Origin of the sequence: Asticcacaulis sp. (assembly GCF_047605585.1) — a bacterium.
Lineage (GTDB): Bacteria > Pseudomonadota > Alphaproteobacteria > Caulobacterales > Caulobacteraceae > Asticcacaulis.
The window spans coordinates 632,082-650,273 of the sequence record NZ_JASGFK010000001.1; the positions used below are offsets into that span (position 1 = coordinate 632,082).

Annotated in this window: 18 protein-coding genes and 1 tRNA gene; 5 read left to right on the forward strand and 14 right to left on the reverse strand. The window is 61.7% G+C overall.

Annotated features, from left to right (window positions below; all coding sequences use genetic code 11):
- Positions 1 to 78: 78 nt before the first annotated feature.
- Positions 79 to 1,653: a hypothetical protein gene (locus QM647_RS02985; RefSeq protein ID WP_414993985.1), complete on the forward strand. Its 1,575-nt coding sequence runs from the start codon at positions 79 to 81 to the stop codon at positions 1,651 to 1,653.
- 38 nt (positions 1,654 to 1,691) lie between these two features.
- On the opposite strand, the gene QM647_RS02990 is transcribed toward QM647_RS02985, so the two are convergent.
- The 4 genes from QM647_RS02990 to thrB all read right to left on the reverse strand — a co-directional run bounded on the left by QM647_RS02990 (position 1,692) and on the right by thrB (position 6,288).
- Complete coding sequence (locus QM647_RS02990; RefSeq protein WP_414993986.1) at positions 1,692 to 2,918, reverse strand: RtcB family protein; 1,227 nt, start codon at positions 2,916 to 2,918, stop codon at positions 1,692 to 1,694.
- Between the two features lie 39 nt (positions 2,919 to 2,957).
- Complete coding sequence (locus QM647_RS02995) at positions 2,958 to 3,185, reverse strand: hypothetical protein (protein WP_414993987.1); 228 nt, start codon at positions 3,183 to 3,185, stop codon at positions 2,958 to 2,960.
- Positions 3,186 to 3,188: 3 nt separating this feature from the next.
- Entirely contained in the window at positions 3,189 to 4,445 is a 1,257-nt protein-coding gene (locus tag QM647_RS03000; protein WP_414993988.1) for a TROVE domain-containing protein, read from the reverse strand.
- 844 nt (positions 4,446 to 5,289) lie between these two features.
- Complete coding sequence (gene thrB, locus QM647_RS03005) at positions 5,290 to 6,288, reverse strand: homoserine kinase (RefSeq protein ID WP_414993989.1); 999 nt, start codon at positions 6,286 to 6,288, stop codon at positions 5,290 to 5,292.
- Between the two features lie 197 nt (positions 6,289 to 6,485).
- On the opposite strand from thrB, the gene QM647_RS03010 reads away from it, so the two are divergent.
- Complete coding sequence (locus QM647_RS03010; protein WP_414993990.1) at positions 6,486 to 7,493, forward strand: cysteine synthase A; 1,008 nt, start codon at positions 6,486 to 6,488, stop codon at positions 7,491 to 7,493.
- 11 nt (positions 7,494 to 7,504) lie between these two features.
- Here the strand turns inward: QM647_RS03010 and gcvA are convergent, their stop codons facing one another.
- Positions 7,505 to 8,467: a transcriptional regulator GcvA gene (gene gcvA / locus QM647_RS03015; protein ID WP_414993991.1), complete on the reverse strand. Its 963-nt coding sequence runs from the start codon at positions 8,465 to 8,467 to the stop codon at positions 7,505 to 7,507.
- 109 nt (positions 8,468 to 8,576) lie between these two features.
- Here gcvA and QM647_RS03020 point away from each other — a divergent pair, with 109 nt between their 5' ends.
- Complete coding sequence (locus tag QM647_RS03020) at positions 8,577 to 9,674, forward strand: NAD(P)/FAD-dependent oxidoreductase (protein WP_414993992.1); 1,098 nt, start codon at positions 8,577 to 8,579, stop codon at positions 9,672 to 9,674.
- A 97-nt stretch (positions 9,675 to 9,771) separates the two neighbouring features.
- Here the strand turns inward: QM647_RS03020 and QM647_RS03025 are convergent, their stop codons facing one another.
- The 3 genes from QM647_RS03025 to QM647_RS03035 all read right to left on the reverse strand — a co-directional run bounded on the left by QM647_RS03025 (position 9,772) and on the right by QM647_RS03035 (position 11,176).
- Positions 9,772 to 10,665, reverse strand: coding sequence for a nickel/cobalt efflux transporter (locus QM647_RS03025; protein ID WP_414993993.1), 894 nt, complete (start codon positions 10,663 to 10,665; stop codon positions 9,772 to 9,774).
- Between the two features lie 6 nt (positions 10,666 to 10,671).
- Complete coding sequence (locus QM647_RS03030) at positions 10,672 to 10,944, reverse strand: metal/formaldehyde-sensitive transcriptional repressor (RefSeq protein WP_414993994.1); 273 nt, start codon at positions 10,942 to 10,944, stop codon at positions 10,672 to 10,674.
- A 156-nt stretch (positions 10,945 to 11,100) separates the two neighbouring features.
- Positions 11,101 to 11,176, reverse strand: a tRNA-Ala gene (locus QM647_RS03035).
- A gap of 115 nt (positions 11,177 to 11,291) precedes the next feature.
- Between QM647_RS03035 and QM647_RS03040 the strand changes: the two genes are divergently transcribed.
- Both QM647_RS03040 and QM647_RS03045 read left to right on the forward strand, forming a co-directional pair.
- Positions 11,292 to 11,609 (forward strand): YggT family protein, encoded by a 318-nt coding sequence (locus QM647_RS03040; protein WP_414993995.1) that lies wholly within the window; start codon positions 11,292 to 11,294, stop codon positions 11,607 to 11,609.
- Complete coding sequence (locus QM647_RS03045) at positions 11,602 to 11,874, forward strand: DUF167 domain-containing protein (protein WP_414993996.1); 273 nt, start codon at positions 11,602 to 11,604, stop codon at positions 11,872 to 11,874. Before QM647_RS03040 ends, QM647_RS03045 begins: the two co-directional genes overlap by 8 nt.
- A 58-nt stretch (positions 11,875 to 11,932) precedes the next feature.
- Here QM647_RS03045 and leuB read toward each other — a convergent pair whose 3' ends face one another.
- The 6 genes from leuB to ilvG all read right to left on the reverse strand — a co-directional run bounded on the left by leuB (position 11,933) and on the right by ilvG (position 18,111).
- Entirely contained in the window at positions 11,933 to 13,000 is a 1,068-nt protein-coding gene (gene leuB / locus QM647_RS03050) for a 3-isopropylmalate dehydrogenase (RefSeq protein ID WP_414993997.1), read from the reverse strand.
- Positions 13,000 to 13,593, reverse strand: a complete 594-nt coding sequence (gene leuD, locus QM647_RS03055; protein WP_414993998.1) for a 3-isopropylmalate dehydratase small subunit — start codon at positions 13,591 to 13,593, stop codon at positions 13,000 to 13,002. Before leuD ends, leuB begins: the two co-directional genes overlap by 1 nt.
- Complete coding sequence (gene leuC / locus QM647_RS03060) at positions 13,593 to 15,002, reverse strand: 3-isopropylmalate dehydratase large subunit (RefSeq protein WP_414993999.1); 1,410 nt, start codon at positions 15,000 to 15,002, stop codon at positions 13,593 to 13,595. Before leuC ends, leuD begins: the two co-directional genes overlap by 1 nt.
- Before the next feature lie 64 nt (positions 15,003 to 15,066).
- Entirely contained in the window at positions 15,067 to 16,011 is a 945-nt protein-coding gene (locus QM647_RS03065; protein ID WP_414994000.1) for a branched-chain amino acid transaminase, read from the reverse strand.
- 158 nt (positions 16,012 to 16,169) lie between these two features.
- A complete protein-coding gene (locus QM647_RS03070) occupies positions 16,170 to 16,448 on the reverse strand; it encodes an ACT domain-containing protein (RefSeq protein WP_090649656.1) in 279 nt (92 codons plus the stop codon).
- Positions 16,426 to 18,111, reverse strand: a complete 1,686-nt coding sequence (gene ilvG / locus QM647_RS03075) for an acetolactate synthase 2 catalytic subunit (protein ID WP_414994001.1) — start codon at positions 18,109 to 18,111, stop codon at positions 16,426 to 16,428. Before ilvG ends, QM647_RS03070 begins: the two co-directional genes overlap by 23 nt.
- Positions 18,112 to 18,192 lie beyond the last annotated feature (81 nt).

An 18,192-nucleotide genomic window follows, 5' to 3' on the forward strand; every position in this document is an offset into this window, starting at 1 on the left:
TATAATCGCTGCAAACTCTTGCCCCAGTCCCTTGCTAAGCGGACTCTTTCGTAACAGGGGCTTACCCGGGGGTTATACATGCGCACAACCTACCTTCTCACGACGGCCTTGGCTACGGCCCTGGGCCTCGTGCTGACCTCAGCCGCCTTTGCCCAGATGGGCGGCGGCATGGGCGGTGGCATGGGTGGTGGTGGTGGCATGGGCGGTGGTGGCGCTCCTCCCGGTGGCGGTAGCGGCGGATCGCCGACTGAAGAAAAGCCGGTGGATACCCGCCCGGCAGCCGCCATCGTGCCTGTTTCGATGCGTTTGAAAGGCATGGTCAATCTGGCCAGCGCCGCCAAGGCTCTGAGTAATGGCAAGGTAACCTCCGACCAAAACGATGTGTCGGGCATTTACCTGACACGCGGTTCTCAGATCACTATCGACAAGGTCGACATCTCGACGACCGGAGCCGCTGCACTGGTTTCAGACAGCCATGACTACGGCATCAACTCCGCCCTGCTGATCGACACGGGCACCCATGTGCAGATGACCGGCGGCCATATCACCAGCACCGGGCAGGGTGCCAATGGCGCCTATGTCAACAGCGACGGTTCATCCCTCAGCCTGGTCGATACCGTGCTGTCGACCTTCGGCACCGGCGCCTATGGGGTTGAAGTGCGTGCAGGGGCCGAGTTGAACGCGCGCAATGTGACGGTAAGCACGACCTCAGACCATGCCGCCGCCCTGTCGGCGGCTGCCCAGGCCCGTCCCGTACGGATCGAAGGCAGCAGCTTCACCACACAGGGGCCCCTCTCTCCAGCTATTTTCATGGCCACCGATCTGGAAGCTACGGGCATTACCGCTTCGGCTATCCGCTCCGATGGTTTGGCCGTGACCGGCATACATCGCATCTCCTTTACCGGCAGCACGCTTTCGGGCGGTAATTACGGGGTCATGCTCTACGAAGCCCCCGTTGTCGCCATGTCCCAGGCCCCCGGCGCCATGGGCGGTCCCCAAGGCGGACCTCCGGGCGGACGTGGCGGCCCTCCGGGCGGTTCTCCGGGCGGTTCTCCGGGCGGGGGCGCGCCTGACGGAGATGATCCGGACAAGCCCAAGGGCGCCGGCATGCGCCCGATTACCGACATGATGGGCCCATCGCCGGGCGGTCCGCCAGGAGGTCCAGGCGGCGCAGGTTTCTCCTGGACGGGTGGCAAGCTGTCCGGCCGCAAGGCGGTCTTCTACGTCACCAATATCCGCACCCGTATCCAGCTGGATTCGGTCGATATCAGCAGCGGCACAGGCGTGATCGCCAAGGCGGCGGCGGACCAGTGGGGCGATCTCGGCCGCAATGGCGGCGACGTCACGATCGACGCCCATCGCCAGACCCTGACCGGCGATTTCGTCACCGACGCCATCAGCCATATCGCCGTGAATTTGAGCGAAGGCTCGCACCTGACCGGCAAGGCGACGCGCAATACCGACGTCATGCTCGACCCGACCAGCACCTGGACCCTGACGGACGATTCCAGTGTCGGCAAGCTGATGGCTGATCCGTCACAAATCAACAGCCAGGGCCATACACTGAGCTACGACAAATTCCGCAACCCGTCGCTGAAAGAGCAGACCATCCCCCTGCCCGGCGGCGGCCAGCTGGTCCCGAGCGGCCTGTAACAAAAAATGCCCGCGAGCGCACTCGCGGGCATTCTCTTTCAGCCCTTCACGCAGACCACCTGCTTCAGGGTATGGACGATCTCGACGTGGTCGGCCTGGGCCTTCATCACCGCGTCGATATCCTTGTAGGCGGCCGGGGTTTCGTCAATCACCTCGGAGTCCTTCCGGCATTCCACGCCGGCCGTGGCCAGGGCGTGGTCTTCCAAAGTGAACCGCCGCTTTGCTTCCGCCCGCGACATGGCCCGTCCCGCGCCGTGCGAACACGAACACAGGGCCTCGGCCGCCGCCTGGCCATCGATCCCCCGCACGATGAACGATTTGGCGCCCATCGAGCCGGGGATGATGCCAAGCGTCTCCGGCGTGATCCGCACGGCGCCCTTCCGGGTCACCAGCACCTCCGAACCGAAATGCCGTTCATGCGCCACGTAGTTGTGGTGGCAGTTCACGGCCTCGCAGTCGCAGGTGAACCGCTTGGGCACCGATACAGACAGGGCTTCTAACGCCGCCGTCATCATCAGTTCCCGGTTGGCCCGCGCGAACCGCTGCGCCCACGACACCGCGCCCATATAATCGCCGAACAGGTCTGACCCTTCCGGCAGATAGGCCAGGTCTTCGTCGGGCAGGTTGATGTACCACCGCTTCATCTCGTGCTTGGCCCGTTCGATGAAGTATGAACCGATCCGGTTGCCGATCCCCCGCGAACCGGAGTGCAGCATGATCCAGACGGCATCGTTTTCATCGAGACAGACCTCGACAAAGTGGTTGCCCGTGCCGAGCGTACCCAGGTGATTGGCTGCCCGTGATGCCGATTGCGAAATCTTCGGGTGCTTGTCGACAATCTTCTGCAATTCGCCGGCAAGCCCCTTGAAGACGTCGGTCTGCGCCTCTGGCAATTCGCCCCAGGCGCCCCGGTCGTTGCGACCGCCATTATCGGTCCGGCCATGCGGAATCCGCTGCTCGATTGCGGTCCGCAGACCCGACAGATTGTCAGGCAGGTCGGCCGCCTTCAGCGTAGTCCGGATAGCCATCATGCCGCAGCCCAGGTCAACACCCACGGCCGCCGGAATGATGGCCCCCTTGGTCGGGATTACCGAACCGATGGTCGCACCCATGCCCCAGTGAACGTCCGGCATGATGGCAACGTGCTTGTGAATGAACGGCATGGCCGCGATGTTATCGAGCTGCTTGCGCGCGGCGTCTTCCACCGCCACGCCATCGATCCATGCCTTGATAAGCCCACCCCGGGCCCCTTCGAATACTTGCATATCTCACCTCCAGCCTCACCGGCCAGATTGCCGGTGAGGCTAATTCTTGTCTATTAAATCATCTATTTCGAACGGCTTTTCGCCGGTCAGTTCGTACAGTTTGAGCCAGGCCCGGACGGCCGCGGCCACCGGTCCGGGAACCGGCAGGCCAGCGAACCAGCGAGACACCGAAGAGCGGTCAACTCCCAAGGCCTCGGAGAGACGTGACTGCCAGCCACGCTCACCGAACAAAAGAATTGCCGATTGCCTCAGTGTCTCCGGGTCCATCGCCTACGCCTCGCTTTCGCGGATATAGGTCAGGACCGCTTCCGAGAAGCCGTCGATGTGGGTCCATTTGCCGTAGCCGACGCCATTGCGGGCGGAAGCGACGTTGATCATGTAGGCCTTTTCGGCCACAGGATCGGGAACCTTGTCGTGCGACTGCTCGTCGGTGATGACGATGAGACGATCGCATTTGATCGTATTCATCTTCGTCACCGCCTGACCGAGGTAAGTCCCGCCGTGAGGCTGGGACTTCACGACCGCATCGACACCGGCCATGCCGCGACGGGCGGGGACTTCCCTGACCTCTTGCGAGAAGGTGAAGACCCGCACATCGCCGGGGATGATCGCGGCCAGGGTTGCGGCCGCGTCCATCCGCGTCAGGTCGGATTTCGCCGAGAGACGCGCATCCATCGAGCCCGAGACGTCGACCAGCACAAGCGTGCGGCCGCTGAACACAGGCCCTTCCAGGATGGTTTCGCTCAGCGCCTGGTCGAGATGAGGCTCGAACCGGGGCGCTGCGCGCGCGGCCGCCACATAGCGGAAGGGCAGGACACGATCGGCGCCCCGGCGCGCGAGGATCGCCTCACGCACGAGGTCTTCATCGACGCCGGCCTGATCCATGTTGCGCAGGTTACGCAACAGGGCCAGGTAACCGAGCTTGCGTTCGGTCAGAAGGCGTTCGAACGTCTCGCGCTTGTCCGCTCCACCCGAAAGCGCCACTTCCCACGTATCGGGTGCGGACAGGGTGCCCTCGACAAGATGCTTCCAGTCGTCGGCCTGCGCCGCGTCCTTCGGCTTGGCGTGGCAGAGGAACAGCACGTCGCGCAGACGCACCGGTCCCGTTCGGTCGTACTTGGCCAGGGCATAGGCGTCGAACTTGACGAAAGCGCGGGCGAGGCCCAGCTTCATCTGCTTCGACAAGGGCTTGCGGCCATTGCGGAAATAGATCGCCACCAGCTCCGACAGTTCGTCGGCACGCTGAATGACGCGTTCGATGGTTGCGGAAACCAAAGGCCCGCCGGTCTTCGCCAGGGCGCAGATCAGCATCAGCGGCGCATGGCGCAGCTTGAACTTTTCACGCGCCTCGATAGCCAGGGCTGCCACCGTTTCGGGTGCAACATCGGCCGCCAGGGCAGCAATGCGGTCGGCGATCGACTGACCGTCCTCGTAAAATTCGTTTTCCCACAACAGGCACGACAGGACGGAACGGCGCAGCGCCTGTTCCGCCGAGATCGCTACGGCGGGAGCCCCTTGATGTGTCATCACAGGGCGCTTTGAAAAAATGTTCAGTCGCATGACTGGCACCTTCTTGTGTGATGTTGAACGCAAGTCAGCCGTCATCGCACACCCTGTGCGGAAGGCCTTGCATCGGGATACTGGGGTTGGGGCGACAAAGGTCGCGGTGTCAGTAGGTGGCTGGAGGGGCTAAAACGCTGCCCGACTGCGACCGGTGAAAAATCAAGGGAACCTGCGACGGCGTCAGCGCCTGAACCGAAATTCAGGCAACCGGGATTCGAACCCGAGGGCCGTTAAGCCCCTCAACCAGACGAGGAAAACGCCGTCTATCGCCACTTGATCCTGTCGCCGGATGGTTCCCTGTGCGGGCCTGCCCGGCGGCAATTCGGTTACTACAGCAACTTGTTGCGTAATGCAACAAACTTTTGCAATTTATTTTCCGCTCTCCGGGAATGGATGGCCCGGAATTGGCCCGTAAATAACGGTCGGGCCACCGTTCAAAGCGATGTATCCGAAGCCTGTCGCCACGAAGAACAGAAAACAGAATCCGGGGGAAGAAACGATATCGCGTGGACGTACCTGAAACGAAGTAAGCGATATCTGCGCCACCGGCAGACCTTTGGGGAACAAGCGACAACGAACGGTGCTCTACCAGACTGAGCTACGCGAAACCTATGTCTCACGGCCGGATTCGAACCGGCGACATCCTCGTTAACAGCGATGAAATCGTTGTCTACGCCACCAAAGCATCGTTGCAAAAGCAACGACAAGAGCCGAATACCGAATGTCGTTGCATGACGCAACAGGCACATTCAAAAAATGGAATTAAAGCCACATAAAGTGATAAATTAACCACAGCCATAGGCCGCATCTAGAAGTAGGTATGCCCGGTCTTGATGCCGCGATGGTAATCGAGCCGGCGGTAGAAGGCTTCGGGGTCTTTTGGCTTTACCACCCATGACGGGTCGTGGTTCAGCAGATCGTAAAGTCGCGTCAGGGTAAAACGCACCGCCGAACCGCGGGCGAACAGCGGCAGGGCATTGATCTCGGCTTCCGAAAGCGGGCGCGTTTCGTGGTAGGCCTTGATGAAGGTCGAGATCATCTGCGGCTGCGGCTGGCCGCCCGGCGTGAAGCCCCAGGCATTGAGCGATACCGCCAGATCGTAGGCATAAAAATCCGTGCAAGCGTAATAGTAGTCGATCACGCCGGTGACGATGCCGTCGTCATTCATCAGCACATTGTCGGTAAAATAGTCAGCATGGATCGCGCCCTTTGGCAGAACATTTTTTTGCCCTACCGCTTCGCTGCTTGAGGGCTGAGGCCACTGCGCCTGCAAAAAAGCCAGCTCCTCACGGAAATCGGCCAGCATCTCCTGTGCCCGCGGAGACGTAGCGGCGCGCGGTTCACAGCGGTCTATCAGGCCTGCCCAGTGGGCAATGCCCATGGTGTTTTCACGGACCTGCGGGAAATCACCGCCCATCAGATGCAGTTTCGCCAGATATTCGCCGGCCGAGGCGGCATGGCGAGTATCGGGATTGCGCGGCCAGCGGCCGGGCAGCCATTTGATCAAAGCGCACGGCTTGCCATTGATCCGCCCGAGCGATTGCCCGTCGCGCTTCAGGGCCGGTCCCGGCGCCGGATAGCCCTTGCGGTCTAGATAGAGCGTATAGTCCATGAACCACGGCAGGGAGTCCTCCGGCGTGGCGGCCTCGAAGAGCGTCAGGGCATAGAGGCCCGAGGTCGTTTCCACCTTGAAATTGGTGTTGGAAACCCCCTCCTCGATGCCTTCGAGATGGATCAGCTCGCCTATATCATAGGCGCTGAGATAGGCGCGGGCATCCTCCAGAGATACGGGGGTAAAAACGGCCATTCGCGCCCTGTCCTGATCCTCAAAACCTTGTGCCCAGCTGTTTGGCACTGGCGGCATATAGACATAAAGCCGTGATCGCCAAAAGCTTTTCCTTGTCGCCCTTGACCAGAATGTCTAAATCGCCGGCTTAGAATCCATCGCTTGGGTCGCAAGGCTGCATCTGGTAGCAAGCCGCATCCCGTAAAAGGACTCCATCCATGGCCAAGACCGTAAATTCCGTCGTCGATCTGATCGGCAACACGCCCCTGATCCGCCTCAAGGCCGCCTCTGAGGCGACCGGCTGCGACATCTACGGCAAGGCCGAGTTCCTCAATCCCGGCCAGTCGATCAAGGACCGCGCCGCCCTGTGGATCATCCGCGCCGCCGAAGCCGACGGCACGCTGAAGCCCGGCGGCACCATTGTCGAAGGCACGGCGGGCAATACCGGCATCGGCCTGGCCCTCGTCGCCAACGCCCTGGGTTACAAGACCAAGATCGTTATCCCGCGCACCCAGGCGCAGGAAAAGAAGGACGCCATCCGCGCTTTCGGCGCCGAACTGATCGAGGTCGACGCCCTGCCCTACGCCAATCCCGGCAACTATGTCCGCTATTCCGGTACGCTGGCGCAGGAACTGCGTGATGCCGGCGAAAGCGTCATCTGGGCCAACCAGTTCGATAACGTCGCCAACCGCCGCGCCCATATCGAAGGCACCGGCCCGGAAGTCTGGGACCAGACCGGCGGCAAGCTTGATGCCTTTATCTGCGCTGTCGGTTCCGGCGGTACGCTGGGTGGCATGAGCCTCTATCTGAAGGGACAGAATCCGGACATCCAGATCGGCCTGGCCGATCCGTTCGGCGCCGCCCTGCATAGTTATTACACCACCGGCGAGCTGAAATCCGAAGGCACCTCGATCTCCGAAGGCATCGGCCAGGGCCGCATTACCGCCAACCTGGAAGGCATTAAGGTTGACCGTTCCTATCAGGTGTCGGACGCCGAATGGCTGCCCGTGCTTTATGACCTGATCGAGAACGAAGGCCTGTGCCTCGGCACCTCTTCGGCGCTCAATATTGTTGGCGCCATGAAGATGGCGAAGGATCTGGGACCGGGCAAGACCATCGTCACCGTGCTGTGCGACTATGGCAACCGCTACGCCTCGAAGATCTTCAATCCGCCCTTCCTACGCGAAAAGGGCTTGCCCGTCCCGCCATGGATGGCGGCGGACTAGTGGCCTCGCCTTTAGATATCCATGGCCGCGAAAACCGGCGGTTCGGACTGCGGCTTCGGACCGCCTTCAACACGTTTGGCCTCGGCGCGCAACCAGTCCATGAAGCGCAGTTGCGCCGGGCTGGGTTCGCGGGTCTGCGGCCAGACCAGATAGTAACCGTATTCCAGCGGCTTATCCTTTTCATCGAACAGCACCATCAGACGCCCGGCCTGCAGGTCCGCCTCGGCAATCGTGCGCTTGGCCAGGGCCACGCCACGGCCGGCGACAGCCCCTTCGATGACCATGCTCGACTGGTTGAAACGCGGGCCGCGCGTGGCATCGACGCCCTCGACGCCGTGCGCCTTCAGCCACATGGCCCAGTCCGGGCAGGACGGATCGGTCTCGGCGCCGACATCGTGCAACAGGACGTGGTGGCTCAGATCGGCGGGCTTCCTGATCGGCGCAGCCTCGAACAGCAGGGGCGAGCACACCGGCACCACGGCCTCGGCCAGCAGGTGCTCGACATTCAGCCCGCTGTAGTGCCCGTTGCCATAGCGGACGGCCAGGTCGATATCCGTGACGGCGAAATCGACGGGCGCCATATCGGCGCTAACCCAGACATCGATATCTTCGTTAGCGGCGCTAAAGTCATAAAGGCGCGGCATCAGCCACTTGGCGGCGAAGCTGGGCGCGGCGGAAACCGTTACGCGGCCCTTCTGATTCCCCTGCTTCATCAGACGCGTGGCCTCGAACATCTTCTCGAAGGCTTCTTTCAGAATCTGCGCCGAGGCCTTGCCGGCATCGCTGAGCACGACGCGACGGCCATCGCGCACAAACAGTTCGACCCCGACATGTTCTTCCAGCAGCCGGATCTGTTGCGACACCGCACCGGGTGTCACGAACAGCTCTTCCGCGGCCTGCTTGAAACTCTCATGGCGGGCGGCGGCTTCAAACACTCGAAGCGCCGACAGCGGCGGCAGACGATCACGCGACATTCTACAAACCCCGACTTGGCTATATAGCCTCAGTTGCCCTTAACCGGACGCTTCTTTATAGCGTCTTTCAGTTTAAAAAAACTATTCCTGAAACGATCTGGAGAAAAAAATGACCGAAGCCAACCCGCTTCATCACATTGATGCGCTGGAAGCCGGCGGAACCTGGACCACGGACGTAGTCGTGATCGGCGCCGGGCCTGTCGGCCTGTTCAGCGTTTTCGAACTCGGTCTGCTCGATATCAAGTGCCACCTGATCGACATTCTCGACAAGGTCGGCGGCCAGTGCGCCGAACTCTATCCGGAAAAGCCGATCTATGACATTCCGGCGTGGCCGATCATTTCCGGCGATGACCTGACCAAGCGCCTGCTGGAACAGATCCATCCCTTCGGCGCCAAGTATCACCTCGGCGAAATGGCCGTGGGCGTGCGCAAGGTCGAGGAAGGCGAACACGAAGGCCTTTGGGAAGTGACTACCGACCAGAAGACCGTGGTTTACGCCAAGGCGATCGCGATTGCCGCCGGCGGCGGTTCGTTCCAGCCCAAGAAGCCGCCGATCCCCGGCATTGATGGTTTTGAAAATCTGGGCGCCGGCAAGGGTGTCCACTACGCCGTGCGCAAGATGGAAGCCTTCCGCGACAAGGAGATCGTCATTTCCGGCGGTGGCGATTCCGCGCTCGACTGGGTGTTGAATCTGCAGCCCATCGCCAAGCGCGTCACCCTGATCCACCGCCGCGACGACTTCCGCGCCGCGCCGCACTCGGTCGCCAAGATGCGCGAACTGGTGGCCGCCGGCGAAATGGACCTGGTGATCGCCCAGGCCACGGCACTCAAGGGCGAGACCGGCCACTTCCTGGAATCGGTCGCCATCGAGGACGCGGACGGCGTGGAATCGCACATCACGGCCGACGCTTTCCTGCCCTTCTTCGGCCTGACCATGAAGCTGGGCCCCGTGGCCGAATTCGGCCTGAACCTGCACGAGAATCTGATCCCGGTCGATACGGAGAAGTTCGAGACCTCGACCAAGGGCATATTCGCCATCGGCGACATCAACTACTATCCGGGCAAGCTGAAGCTGATCCTTTCGGGCTTCCACGAGGCGGCCCTGATGGCGCAGCAGGCTTTCCGCTATGTCTATCCGGACAAGAAGTTGCGCTTCCAGTACACGACCTCGTCGTCGGAACTGCAGAAGAAGATGGGCGTGAAATAATTGAGGCAGGCCCGAGTGGTCGGTCCTCAAATTTCCTAAAAACAATAAAGGCCTCGCCCTTTGGGGTGAGGCCTTTATTGCGTCAGGAGAGATCGCGTCAGATCAGGGCGCGCAAGCCACTCCAGCCCACATAGCAGGCGACCAGCAGTATAAGCGCTCCGGACAGATAGGGCGCCTGATTGGCCAGTCGACCGAATCCCTTGAAGCGCTTGGAGATATGGCGCACGCTGAGCGCCGCCAGCACGCCAGACGCCACCATGGTCAGAGCCAGCCCGATGCTGAAGCACAGCACAAGCGTGGCCCCCAGGGCGATCCGCTTCAGTTGCAGGCAGAGCAGCAGGACCGTAATCGATGCCGGACAAGGGATCAGTCCGCCCGTAAGGCCGAACAGGACGATCTGCGGCGTGGTGACCGTCTGGCCGGCAAAACGGCGCTCGATTTCCTCGGCATGTTCACGCTCATGCGCATCGGCATAGGGCTCGCTGCCGGCAAAACCCTCAGCCACCCCTGCTGGCTGATGGTGACCGTGGTCGTGGTTATGGGAATGGTCGTGGTCGTGATCATGATGGTGGTGGTGATCATGATCGTGATGATGCTGGTGTCCGTGATCGTGACCATGGTCATGAGGGTAGTGATCATGGCCGTGCTGTCCCTGCCAGGTGCGCCAGATCATCCAGAGCCCGACACCGATCATGATGATGGCCGACGCCACTTGCAGCCACGGTTCGGTCGCTTCCGCGTTCCAGCTTTGCCCCACCCACAGGCCGCCCAGGGCGATCAGCCAGACGATCAGGGTATGGGACAGCGTGGCCGAAAGCCCCAGCAGGACCGCCTGCCACACCGTGCCACGGATCGCCACGATGAAGGCCGCCATCATGGTCTTGGAATGGCCGGGTTCCAGCCCGTGCAGAGCGCCCAGCAGGATGGCGGAGGGAATGAACAGCCAGGCGCTGGCCGCGCCCTGTTGCAGCAGGTCGGTGAATTCGGTCATGAGTGGCTACTTTATATAGGTATGAATAACGTCGATGAGTGCCTGCCGGGCCTCCGGCTTCAGCACGTCCGGCCGGTCGTCCTCGGTCATGTGATACTGGATATGATGGGCGACGACCTCTCCCATCAGCCCGGAGACCGCGCCGCGCACCCCGGCAATCAGGTGCATGATTTTTTCGCTATCAGCCTCGGCCTCGACACTGCGCTCCAGCGCCTCAACCTGCCCACGGATGCGGCGCACCCGGGCCAACAGCTTGTCCTTGTCACGTTTCGTATGCATAGAATGCAGATAACATACCCCCCTACCCTATATCAAGGGGTAGAAATCATAGAAACCGCTTCGTTTATGCCGCGCAGCCGGTGGCCTTACTAACAACAGCGAATGCCGCGTCAGGTACTAATAAACTGCAATTTTATGAGAATGCGGACAGTACGGTGGTGGAGCTAAGCGGATTCGAACCGCTGGCCTCCTCATTGCGAACGAGGCGCTCTACCAACTGAGCTATAGCCCCGTGCCGTCCGGAGGTGTCTTATTAAGGCAAGTTCGCCGCCTGTCAAGCGGGCATTAACTTGTAACCGATAGGGAATGTCCTATATTCACAGACGTGATCATGTCAGGGGTTCTATATGCCAGTTGGTATTGCAGGTTTTCTTTACTTCGTCGTTGATGGCCTGTTCGGCATTATCATTCTGGCCCTTGTGCTTTCAGCGATCCTGAGCTGGCTGGTCGCCTTTAATATTATCAATACTCGCAATCGCGGCGTCTATATGATCCTCGATGTGCTGGATCGGATTACCACGCCGATTCTGGCACCTTTCCGCGCCTTTATCCCCCCAATGGGCGGGCTGGATATCAGCTTTATTGTCGCCTTCCTTGTCATCCAAGGCATCAAAATCTACCTGCTGCCGCCGGCCTTCATGACCCTGCAGCAGCTCATTGGTTAAGCTTTTCGTCCGCTTGACGCCGAAAGCCTCCGTCGAGCGCATCGACGGCTGGGACAAGGACGACAAGGGCCGGCGCTTCCTGAAAATCCGTGTCCGCGCCGCCCCCATCGAAGGGCGGGCCAACGAAGCCCTGGTCGCTTTTCTCGCCAAGAGCCTGAAACTGCCGAAATCACGGCTGTCGCTCGTGGCTGGCGATACGGCGCGCCTCAAGCAGGTCGAGATAGAGGGGCTGGATGAGGCCGGGCTGGCAGAGCTTATCCCATAAAAAAGACCCCGGAAGCGAACTTCACGGGGTCAGTTTCTACCTTTGCGAGGTATCTGAATTACGCGGCCACGGCAGCGGCAGCGCGAATCTGGTCATTGATGGCGGCCGAGACCTGGCTGCCCGAAGCGGTGCCGCCGAGATCCTTGGTCAGCACGCCCTTTTCAACGATGGTATCAATAGCCGCGTCGAGTGCGTCAGCTTCTGTCAGCAGGTTGAGCGAGAAGCGCAGCAGCATGGCGACCGACTTCAGGGTGCCGATCGGGTTGGCGAGGTCCTTGCCGGCGATATCCGGCGCCGAACCGTGGATCGGCTCGTAGAGGCCCTTGCCCGACGTGCCCAGCGAAGCCGAGCCCAGCAGGCCGATCGAGCCCGGCAGGACCGAGGCGAGGTCGGAGAGAATGTCGCCGAACATGTTCTCGGTCACCACCACGTCGAACGAGGTCGGGCGGGTGACGAGGTGCATGGCCATCGAGTCGACCAGGTTATGCTCCAGCTCGACGTCGGAATATTCGGCCTTGTGCAGCTTCATGACGGTTTCGCGCCACAGGCGGCTGGTCTCGATGACATTGGCCTTGTCGACGCTGGTCACCTTGTTGCGGCGCTTGCGGGCGGCTTCAAAGGCGACGCGGGCGACGCGTTCGACTTCTTCCACCGTGTAGACGCATTCGTCCGTGGCCGAGGTTTCGGTGCGGGTCTGCTTGCCGAAATAGAGGCCGCCCGTCAGTTCACGGACGATCAGCATATCGGCGCCTTCGACCACTTCGCGTTTCAGCGGCGAGCGGTGCACCTGCGAGGCCTTGACCTCCATCGGGCGGAGATTGGCGAACAGACCCATCGACTTGCGCACGGCCAGCAGGCCCTGCTCCGGGCGCATCTTGCCGAGGTCCCACTTCGGGCCGCCAACGGCGCCGAGCAAGACAGCATCGGCCGCCAGACAGGCCTTGTCGGTCTCTTCCGGATACGGATTGTTGTCGGTATCGATGGCGATGCCGCCGATACGCTTTTCATCGAAATTGAAGGTGTGGCCATAGACTTCGCCGATGACCTTCAGGGCCGATACGCCGGCGGCGGCGACTTCGGGACCGATGCCGTCACCCGGCAGGACTACGATATTGAAGGTACCCATCAGGCTGCGGCCTTTCCGTGCGATTGTTCGTAAGCTTCGATTTGCGGCAGGCGCTTTTGCAGCCAGCCCATGGCGTCCACGCCTTCCAGCAGGCACTGGCGGGCGAATTCCTCGACCTGGAAGGTGAAGACGGTGCCGTCTTCCAGGGTCAGGGCGCAGGATTCGAGATCGACCGTGACGCGCTGCTGCGGGTTCTTGAGCAGTTTGTCATAGGTCGGCTGATCGACCACGACCGGCAGCAGGCCGTTCTTGAGCGAGTTCGACTTGAAGATGTCGGCGATCTCGGTCGAGATGACGGCCTTGAAGCCGTAATCCATCAGCGCCCAGGGCGCGTGTTCGCGCGACGAGCCGCAGCCGAGGTTGTTGCCGGCCACCAGCACGCGGTGCTCGGTCGGGTCGATGGTGTTGAGGATGAAATCCTTGTTCGAGCCATCGGCATTGTAGCGCCAGTCATTGAAGGCCACCTTGCCGAGACCGGCCTTGGTGGTAGTCGTCAGGAAGCGGGCGGGAATGATCTGATCGGTATCGATATTGGCTTCCGGCAGAACGACGATGCGCGACGAGAAGCTGTTTACGGGTTCCTGGTTGGACATTATGCAGACTCCAGAGCCATGAATTGACGGGGATCGGCCACATGGCCGGCGATGGCGGAGGCGGCAGCGGTGGCCGGCGAGGCCAGCACGGTGCGCGAACCGGGGCCCTGACGGCCTTCGAAGTTACGGTTCGAGGTCGAGACGGCCAGCTGGCCCGGCAGGACGAAGTCACCGTTCATGGCGATGCACATCGAGCAGCCCGGCAGACGCCATTCGGCGCCGGCCTCGGTGAAGATCTTGTCCAAGCCTTCCTTTTCGGCCTCGACGCGAACCCATTCCGAACCCGGCACGACGAGGGCGCGCACGCCTTCGGCGACCTTGCGGCCCTTGAAGATTTCAGCCGCGGCGCGCAGGTCGGCCATGCGGCCGTTGGTGCAGGAGCCGATAAAGACGACATCGACCTTGGCGACATCACGGCTTTCACCGCCATGCAGGCCCATATATTTCAGAGCGCGTTCTTCATCTTCCGTGTGCGCGACCGGCACGCCCTTGACGATCGGGGCGCCCTGATCCGGGCTGGTGCCCCAGGTGGCCATCGGCTCGATGGCGGAGCCGTCGATGCGGATTTCCTTGTCGAAGGTGGCGCCGTCGTCGGACTTCAGCTTGAGCCACTCAGCGGCGGCGGCATCGTAGGCCTCGCCTTGCGGCACATACTGGCGGCCACGCAGCCACTCAACCGTCTTCTGGTCGGGGGCGATCATGCCGCAACGGGCGCCGGCTTCGATGGAGAGGTTGCAGACCGTCATGCGGCCTTCCATGTCCAGCGCCTCGATGACCGGGCCGGCATATTCCAGCGCGTAGCCAGTGCCGCCCGAAAAGCCGAGCGTGGCGATGACGGTCAGGGCGACGTCCTTGCCGGTGACGCCCGGCTGGAGCTTGCCGTCGATGGTGATGCGCATGGTCTTGGGCTTGCGCTGGGCCAGGCACTGGGTGGCCAGAACGTGGCCGACTTCCGAGGTGCCGATGCCGAAGGCGATACAGCCGAAGGCGCCGTGGGTCGAGGTGTGTGAGTCGCCGCAGACCACCGTGTAGCCCGGCTGGGTCAGGCCCATTTCTGGCCCAATGACGTGGACGACGCCGCGGTTTTCGGCGTCATAGCCAAAGAGACGCACGCCGTTCTTGGCGGCATTCTGTTCAAGCGTGTGAACCTGGATTTCCGCCTGCTTGGTGACGTAGGGGCGATTGCCCTGGGCGTCGGGGCGCAGGGTGGGAATCGAGTGGTCCAGGGTGGCGAAGGTGCGGTCCGGACGACGGACCTTCAGGCCGCGCGCTTCCAGTTCGGAAAACGCCTGCGGGCTTGTAACTTCGTGGACCAGGTGCAGGTCGATATAGAGCACGGCGGGGCTGTTGGCGCCCTCCGGCTCGACGACGTGCGCGTCCCATACTTTTTCAAACAGCGATTTAGCCATGGCTCTTATTCTCTTGCGGGTATGCCCCGAAAGACCGCAATCAGCCTTTCGGGGACTTAAGGTTTTACTCGGCCGGGACGGGCGCCTGGATCGGGTCCAGCCAGCCGAAGCGGTCTTCCGTGGTGCCGTTGAACAGGCCGTGGAAGAGCTGCATCAGCCGCTTTGTGACCTTGCCCGGACCGGCGGCACGGGTGGGGATATCGTCGACAGAGCGGATCGGGGTAATTTCCGCCGCCGTGCCGCACATGAAGATTTCGTCGGCCAGATACATCATCTCGCGCGGCAGGGCCTGTTCGATGACTTCGATGCCATCGGCCTTGGCCAGCTTGATGATCGAATCGCGCGTGATGCCGCCCAGGATGGAGGCCGCGACCGGCGGGGTGTGGATCTTGCCGTTCATGATCAGGAACAGGTTTTCACCCGCACCTTCCGACAGACGGCCATCGGTGCCCAAACCAATACCCTCAGCATAACCACGGCCGCGGGCTTCCTTGCCGATCAGGTAGGACGACAGGTAGTTGCCGCCCATCTTGGCTGCGGTCGGGATGGTGTTCGGCGCGGCGCGCTGCCACGACGAGATGCAGACATCCACGCCCTTTTGCAGGCCTTCTTCACCGAGATAGGCGCCCCACGGGAAGGCGGCGACGGCGAAATCGACCTTGATATTGTCGCCCTTCGGCGTGACGCCGAGGCCGTTTTCACCGAGGAAGGCGACCGGACGCCAGTAGGCGCTTTTCAGGCCGTTGGCGGTGAGCGTGTCCTTACAGGCGGCAATCATCTGATCGAGCGTGTAGGGAATCTTGATGCCATAGATGCGGGCGGAATCTTCCAGGCGGACCAGGTGGTCGCGCAGGCGAAAACCGACCGAGCCGTTCGGCGTGTCGTAGGCACGGATGCCTTCAAAGACGGAGGTGCCATAGTGCAGGGCGTGGGTCAGAACGTGGACCTTGGCGTCTTCCCAGGCAACCATTTGACCGTTCAGCCAGATTTTGTCAGCGAGTTTTGTCATGTTCAGCAATCTTGATATGTTCGTATTGGGGAGTTCTGTACGCCTTTTCACAGGCGCCAAAAAGATGGATTTTGCTTAAAACAACCCAAATACTTGGCCGGGGCCGCGACCACGGCCCCGATACCTCATCCCCTTGTGTCCTGCTGTCGCCTGAGTGTTCATGCGCTGACCTTGCTCTTCGCTGCCGGCGCCGAAGCCCCCCGCGGATCACTGGCCAGACGCTTGATGCCGTAGAGGCGATCGATCTGCAGGCCCAGAATATCCGTGTTGCGGGACGGATCACGCGGACGCACTGTCAGAGACAGGCCGCGCTTGTCCTCGCCGAGATCGTAGAGTTCAGCCCCATCGATGTTGAACCCACGCCGCTCGACGAGGCCCAGAATTCGCAGGAGGCTGCCTTCCAGGCGATCCAGCTCAATATGAATCAAGTGGCTCATCCCAACGCTCCTCCATCATTTCCGCATTCGAGGCGCCGGGGGGAACCAGGGGCCAGACGTTTTCGCGCGGATCAATTAACACATGTAACAGGGTCGGACCCTCGGCGGCCAGCAGCTTGTCCAGCGCACCTTCGACCTCATGGCGATGGGTGATGCGGAACGCCGACAGGCCAAAGGCGCGGGCGACCTCGACGAAGTCGGGATTGTCCGACAGGTCGATTTCACTGTAGTTTTCCTGATAGAACAGTTCCTGCCACTGGCGCACCAGGCCGAGCGAGGAATTGTCCAGAAGAACGATCTTCAGGGGGATATTGTAGCGATTGAGCGTCGCCATCTCCTGAATGTTCATCATGAAGCTGCCATCGCCGGAAATGGTGACGACGTGGTGATCGGGCTGGGCCAGCTTGGCGCCGACACCGGCCGGCAGGCCATAGCCCATGGCGCCGGAACCACCGGAGGTCAGGTGGCCGCGGTTGTGGGCGAACTCGCAGTGCTGCGCCACCCACATCTGGTGCTGACCAACGTCACAGGCGGCGATGAACTTGTCACCGGCCTTTTCCGACAGCGATTTCAGCAGGCCCGGCGCATAGATGCCCTTGCCCGGCGCATTGTACTTGAAGCGGTATTCCCACTTGTCGGCCTTGCACTTCTCGACCCACTTCTGAATCCCCTGAACCTTGGGGTTCAGGCTCTCGATGGTGGTCTTGAGGTTGCCGACAATGGCGACGTCCGCCTTGCGCAGCTTGTTGATCTCGGCCGGATCGATATCGGCGTGAATGATCTTGGCGTTCGGCGCGAAGGCGTTCAGCTTGCCGGTGGCGCGGTCATCGAAGCGCGCGCCCAGCACGATCAGCAGGTCCGAATCCTGGACGGCGATATTGGCGGCGCGGGTGCCGTGCATACCCAGCATACCGAGGAACAGATCGTCGGTGGTCGGGATCGTGCCCAGGCCTTTCAGCGTCGAAACCGCCGGGATGCCTGTGCGGGCGACCAGGGCGCGCAGCTCGGCCGAGGCGTGGGCCATTTCAACCCCGCCGCCGATATAGAACAGCGGGTGCTTGGCTTGCTCGATCAGCTTATCGGCGGCCTTGATGGCAGCGGCGTCCGGCTCCGGCGCGGTCCATTCCGGGAAGGTGGCGGCGCCGGAAACGGCGACAAAGCTGGAGGCAACGTCCTTGGGGATATCAACCAGGACCGGGCCCGGACGGCCTTCGGCGGCGATGGCGAAAGCTTCGGACAGGATGGCCGGGATATCGGCGGCGTTGCGGACCAGCCAGGAGTGTTTGACGATCGGCAGGGTCAGGCCAAGGATATCAACTTCCTGGAAGCCGTCCGTGCCCATCAGGTGGGTGGCGACCTGGCCGGTGATGCAGACCAGCGGGACGCTGTCCATATAGGCATTGGCGATGCCGGTGATCAGGTTGGTGGCGCCGGGACCGGAGGTGGCCATGCAGACGCCGGTCTTGCCGGTGGCGCGCGCATAGGCGTCAGCGGCAAACGCCGCGCCCTGCTCATGGCGCACCAGGATATGCTGCAGGCCGGAACCGGCCAGGGCATCATAGATGGGCATGATGGCGCCGCCCGGATAACCGAACACGGTCTCGACCCCCAGCGCCTTCAGCGTGGAGATGACCAGTTGTGCGCCTGTCGGTTGGTTGCTCATCGTATCAAACTCGAAAATCAGAAGGAGGTGGCGGCGGACCCGCCTAGGTCCGCCGCCGTAACTGGATTGAACCCGTCCAAT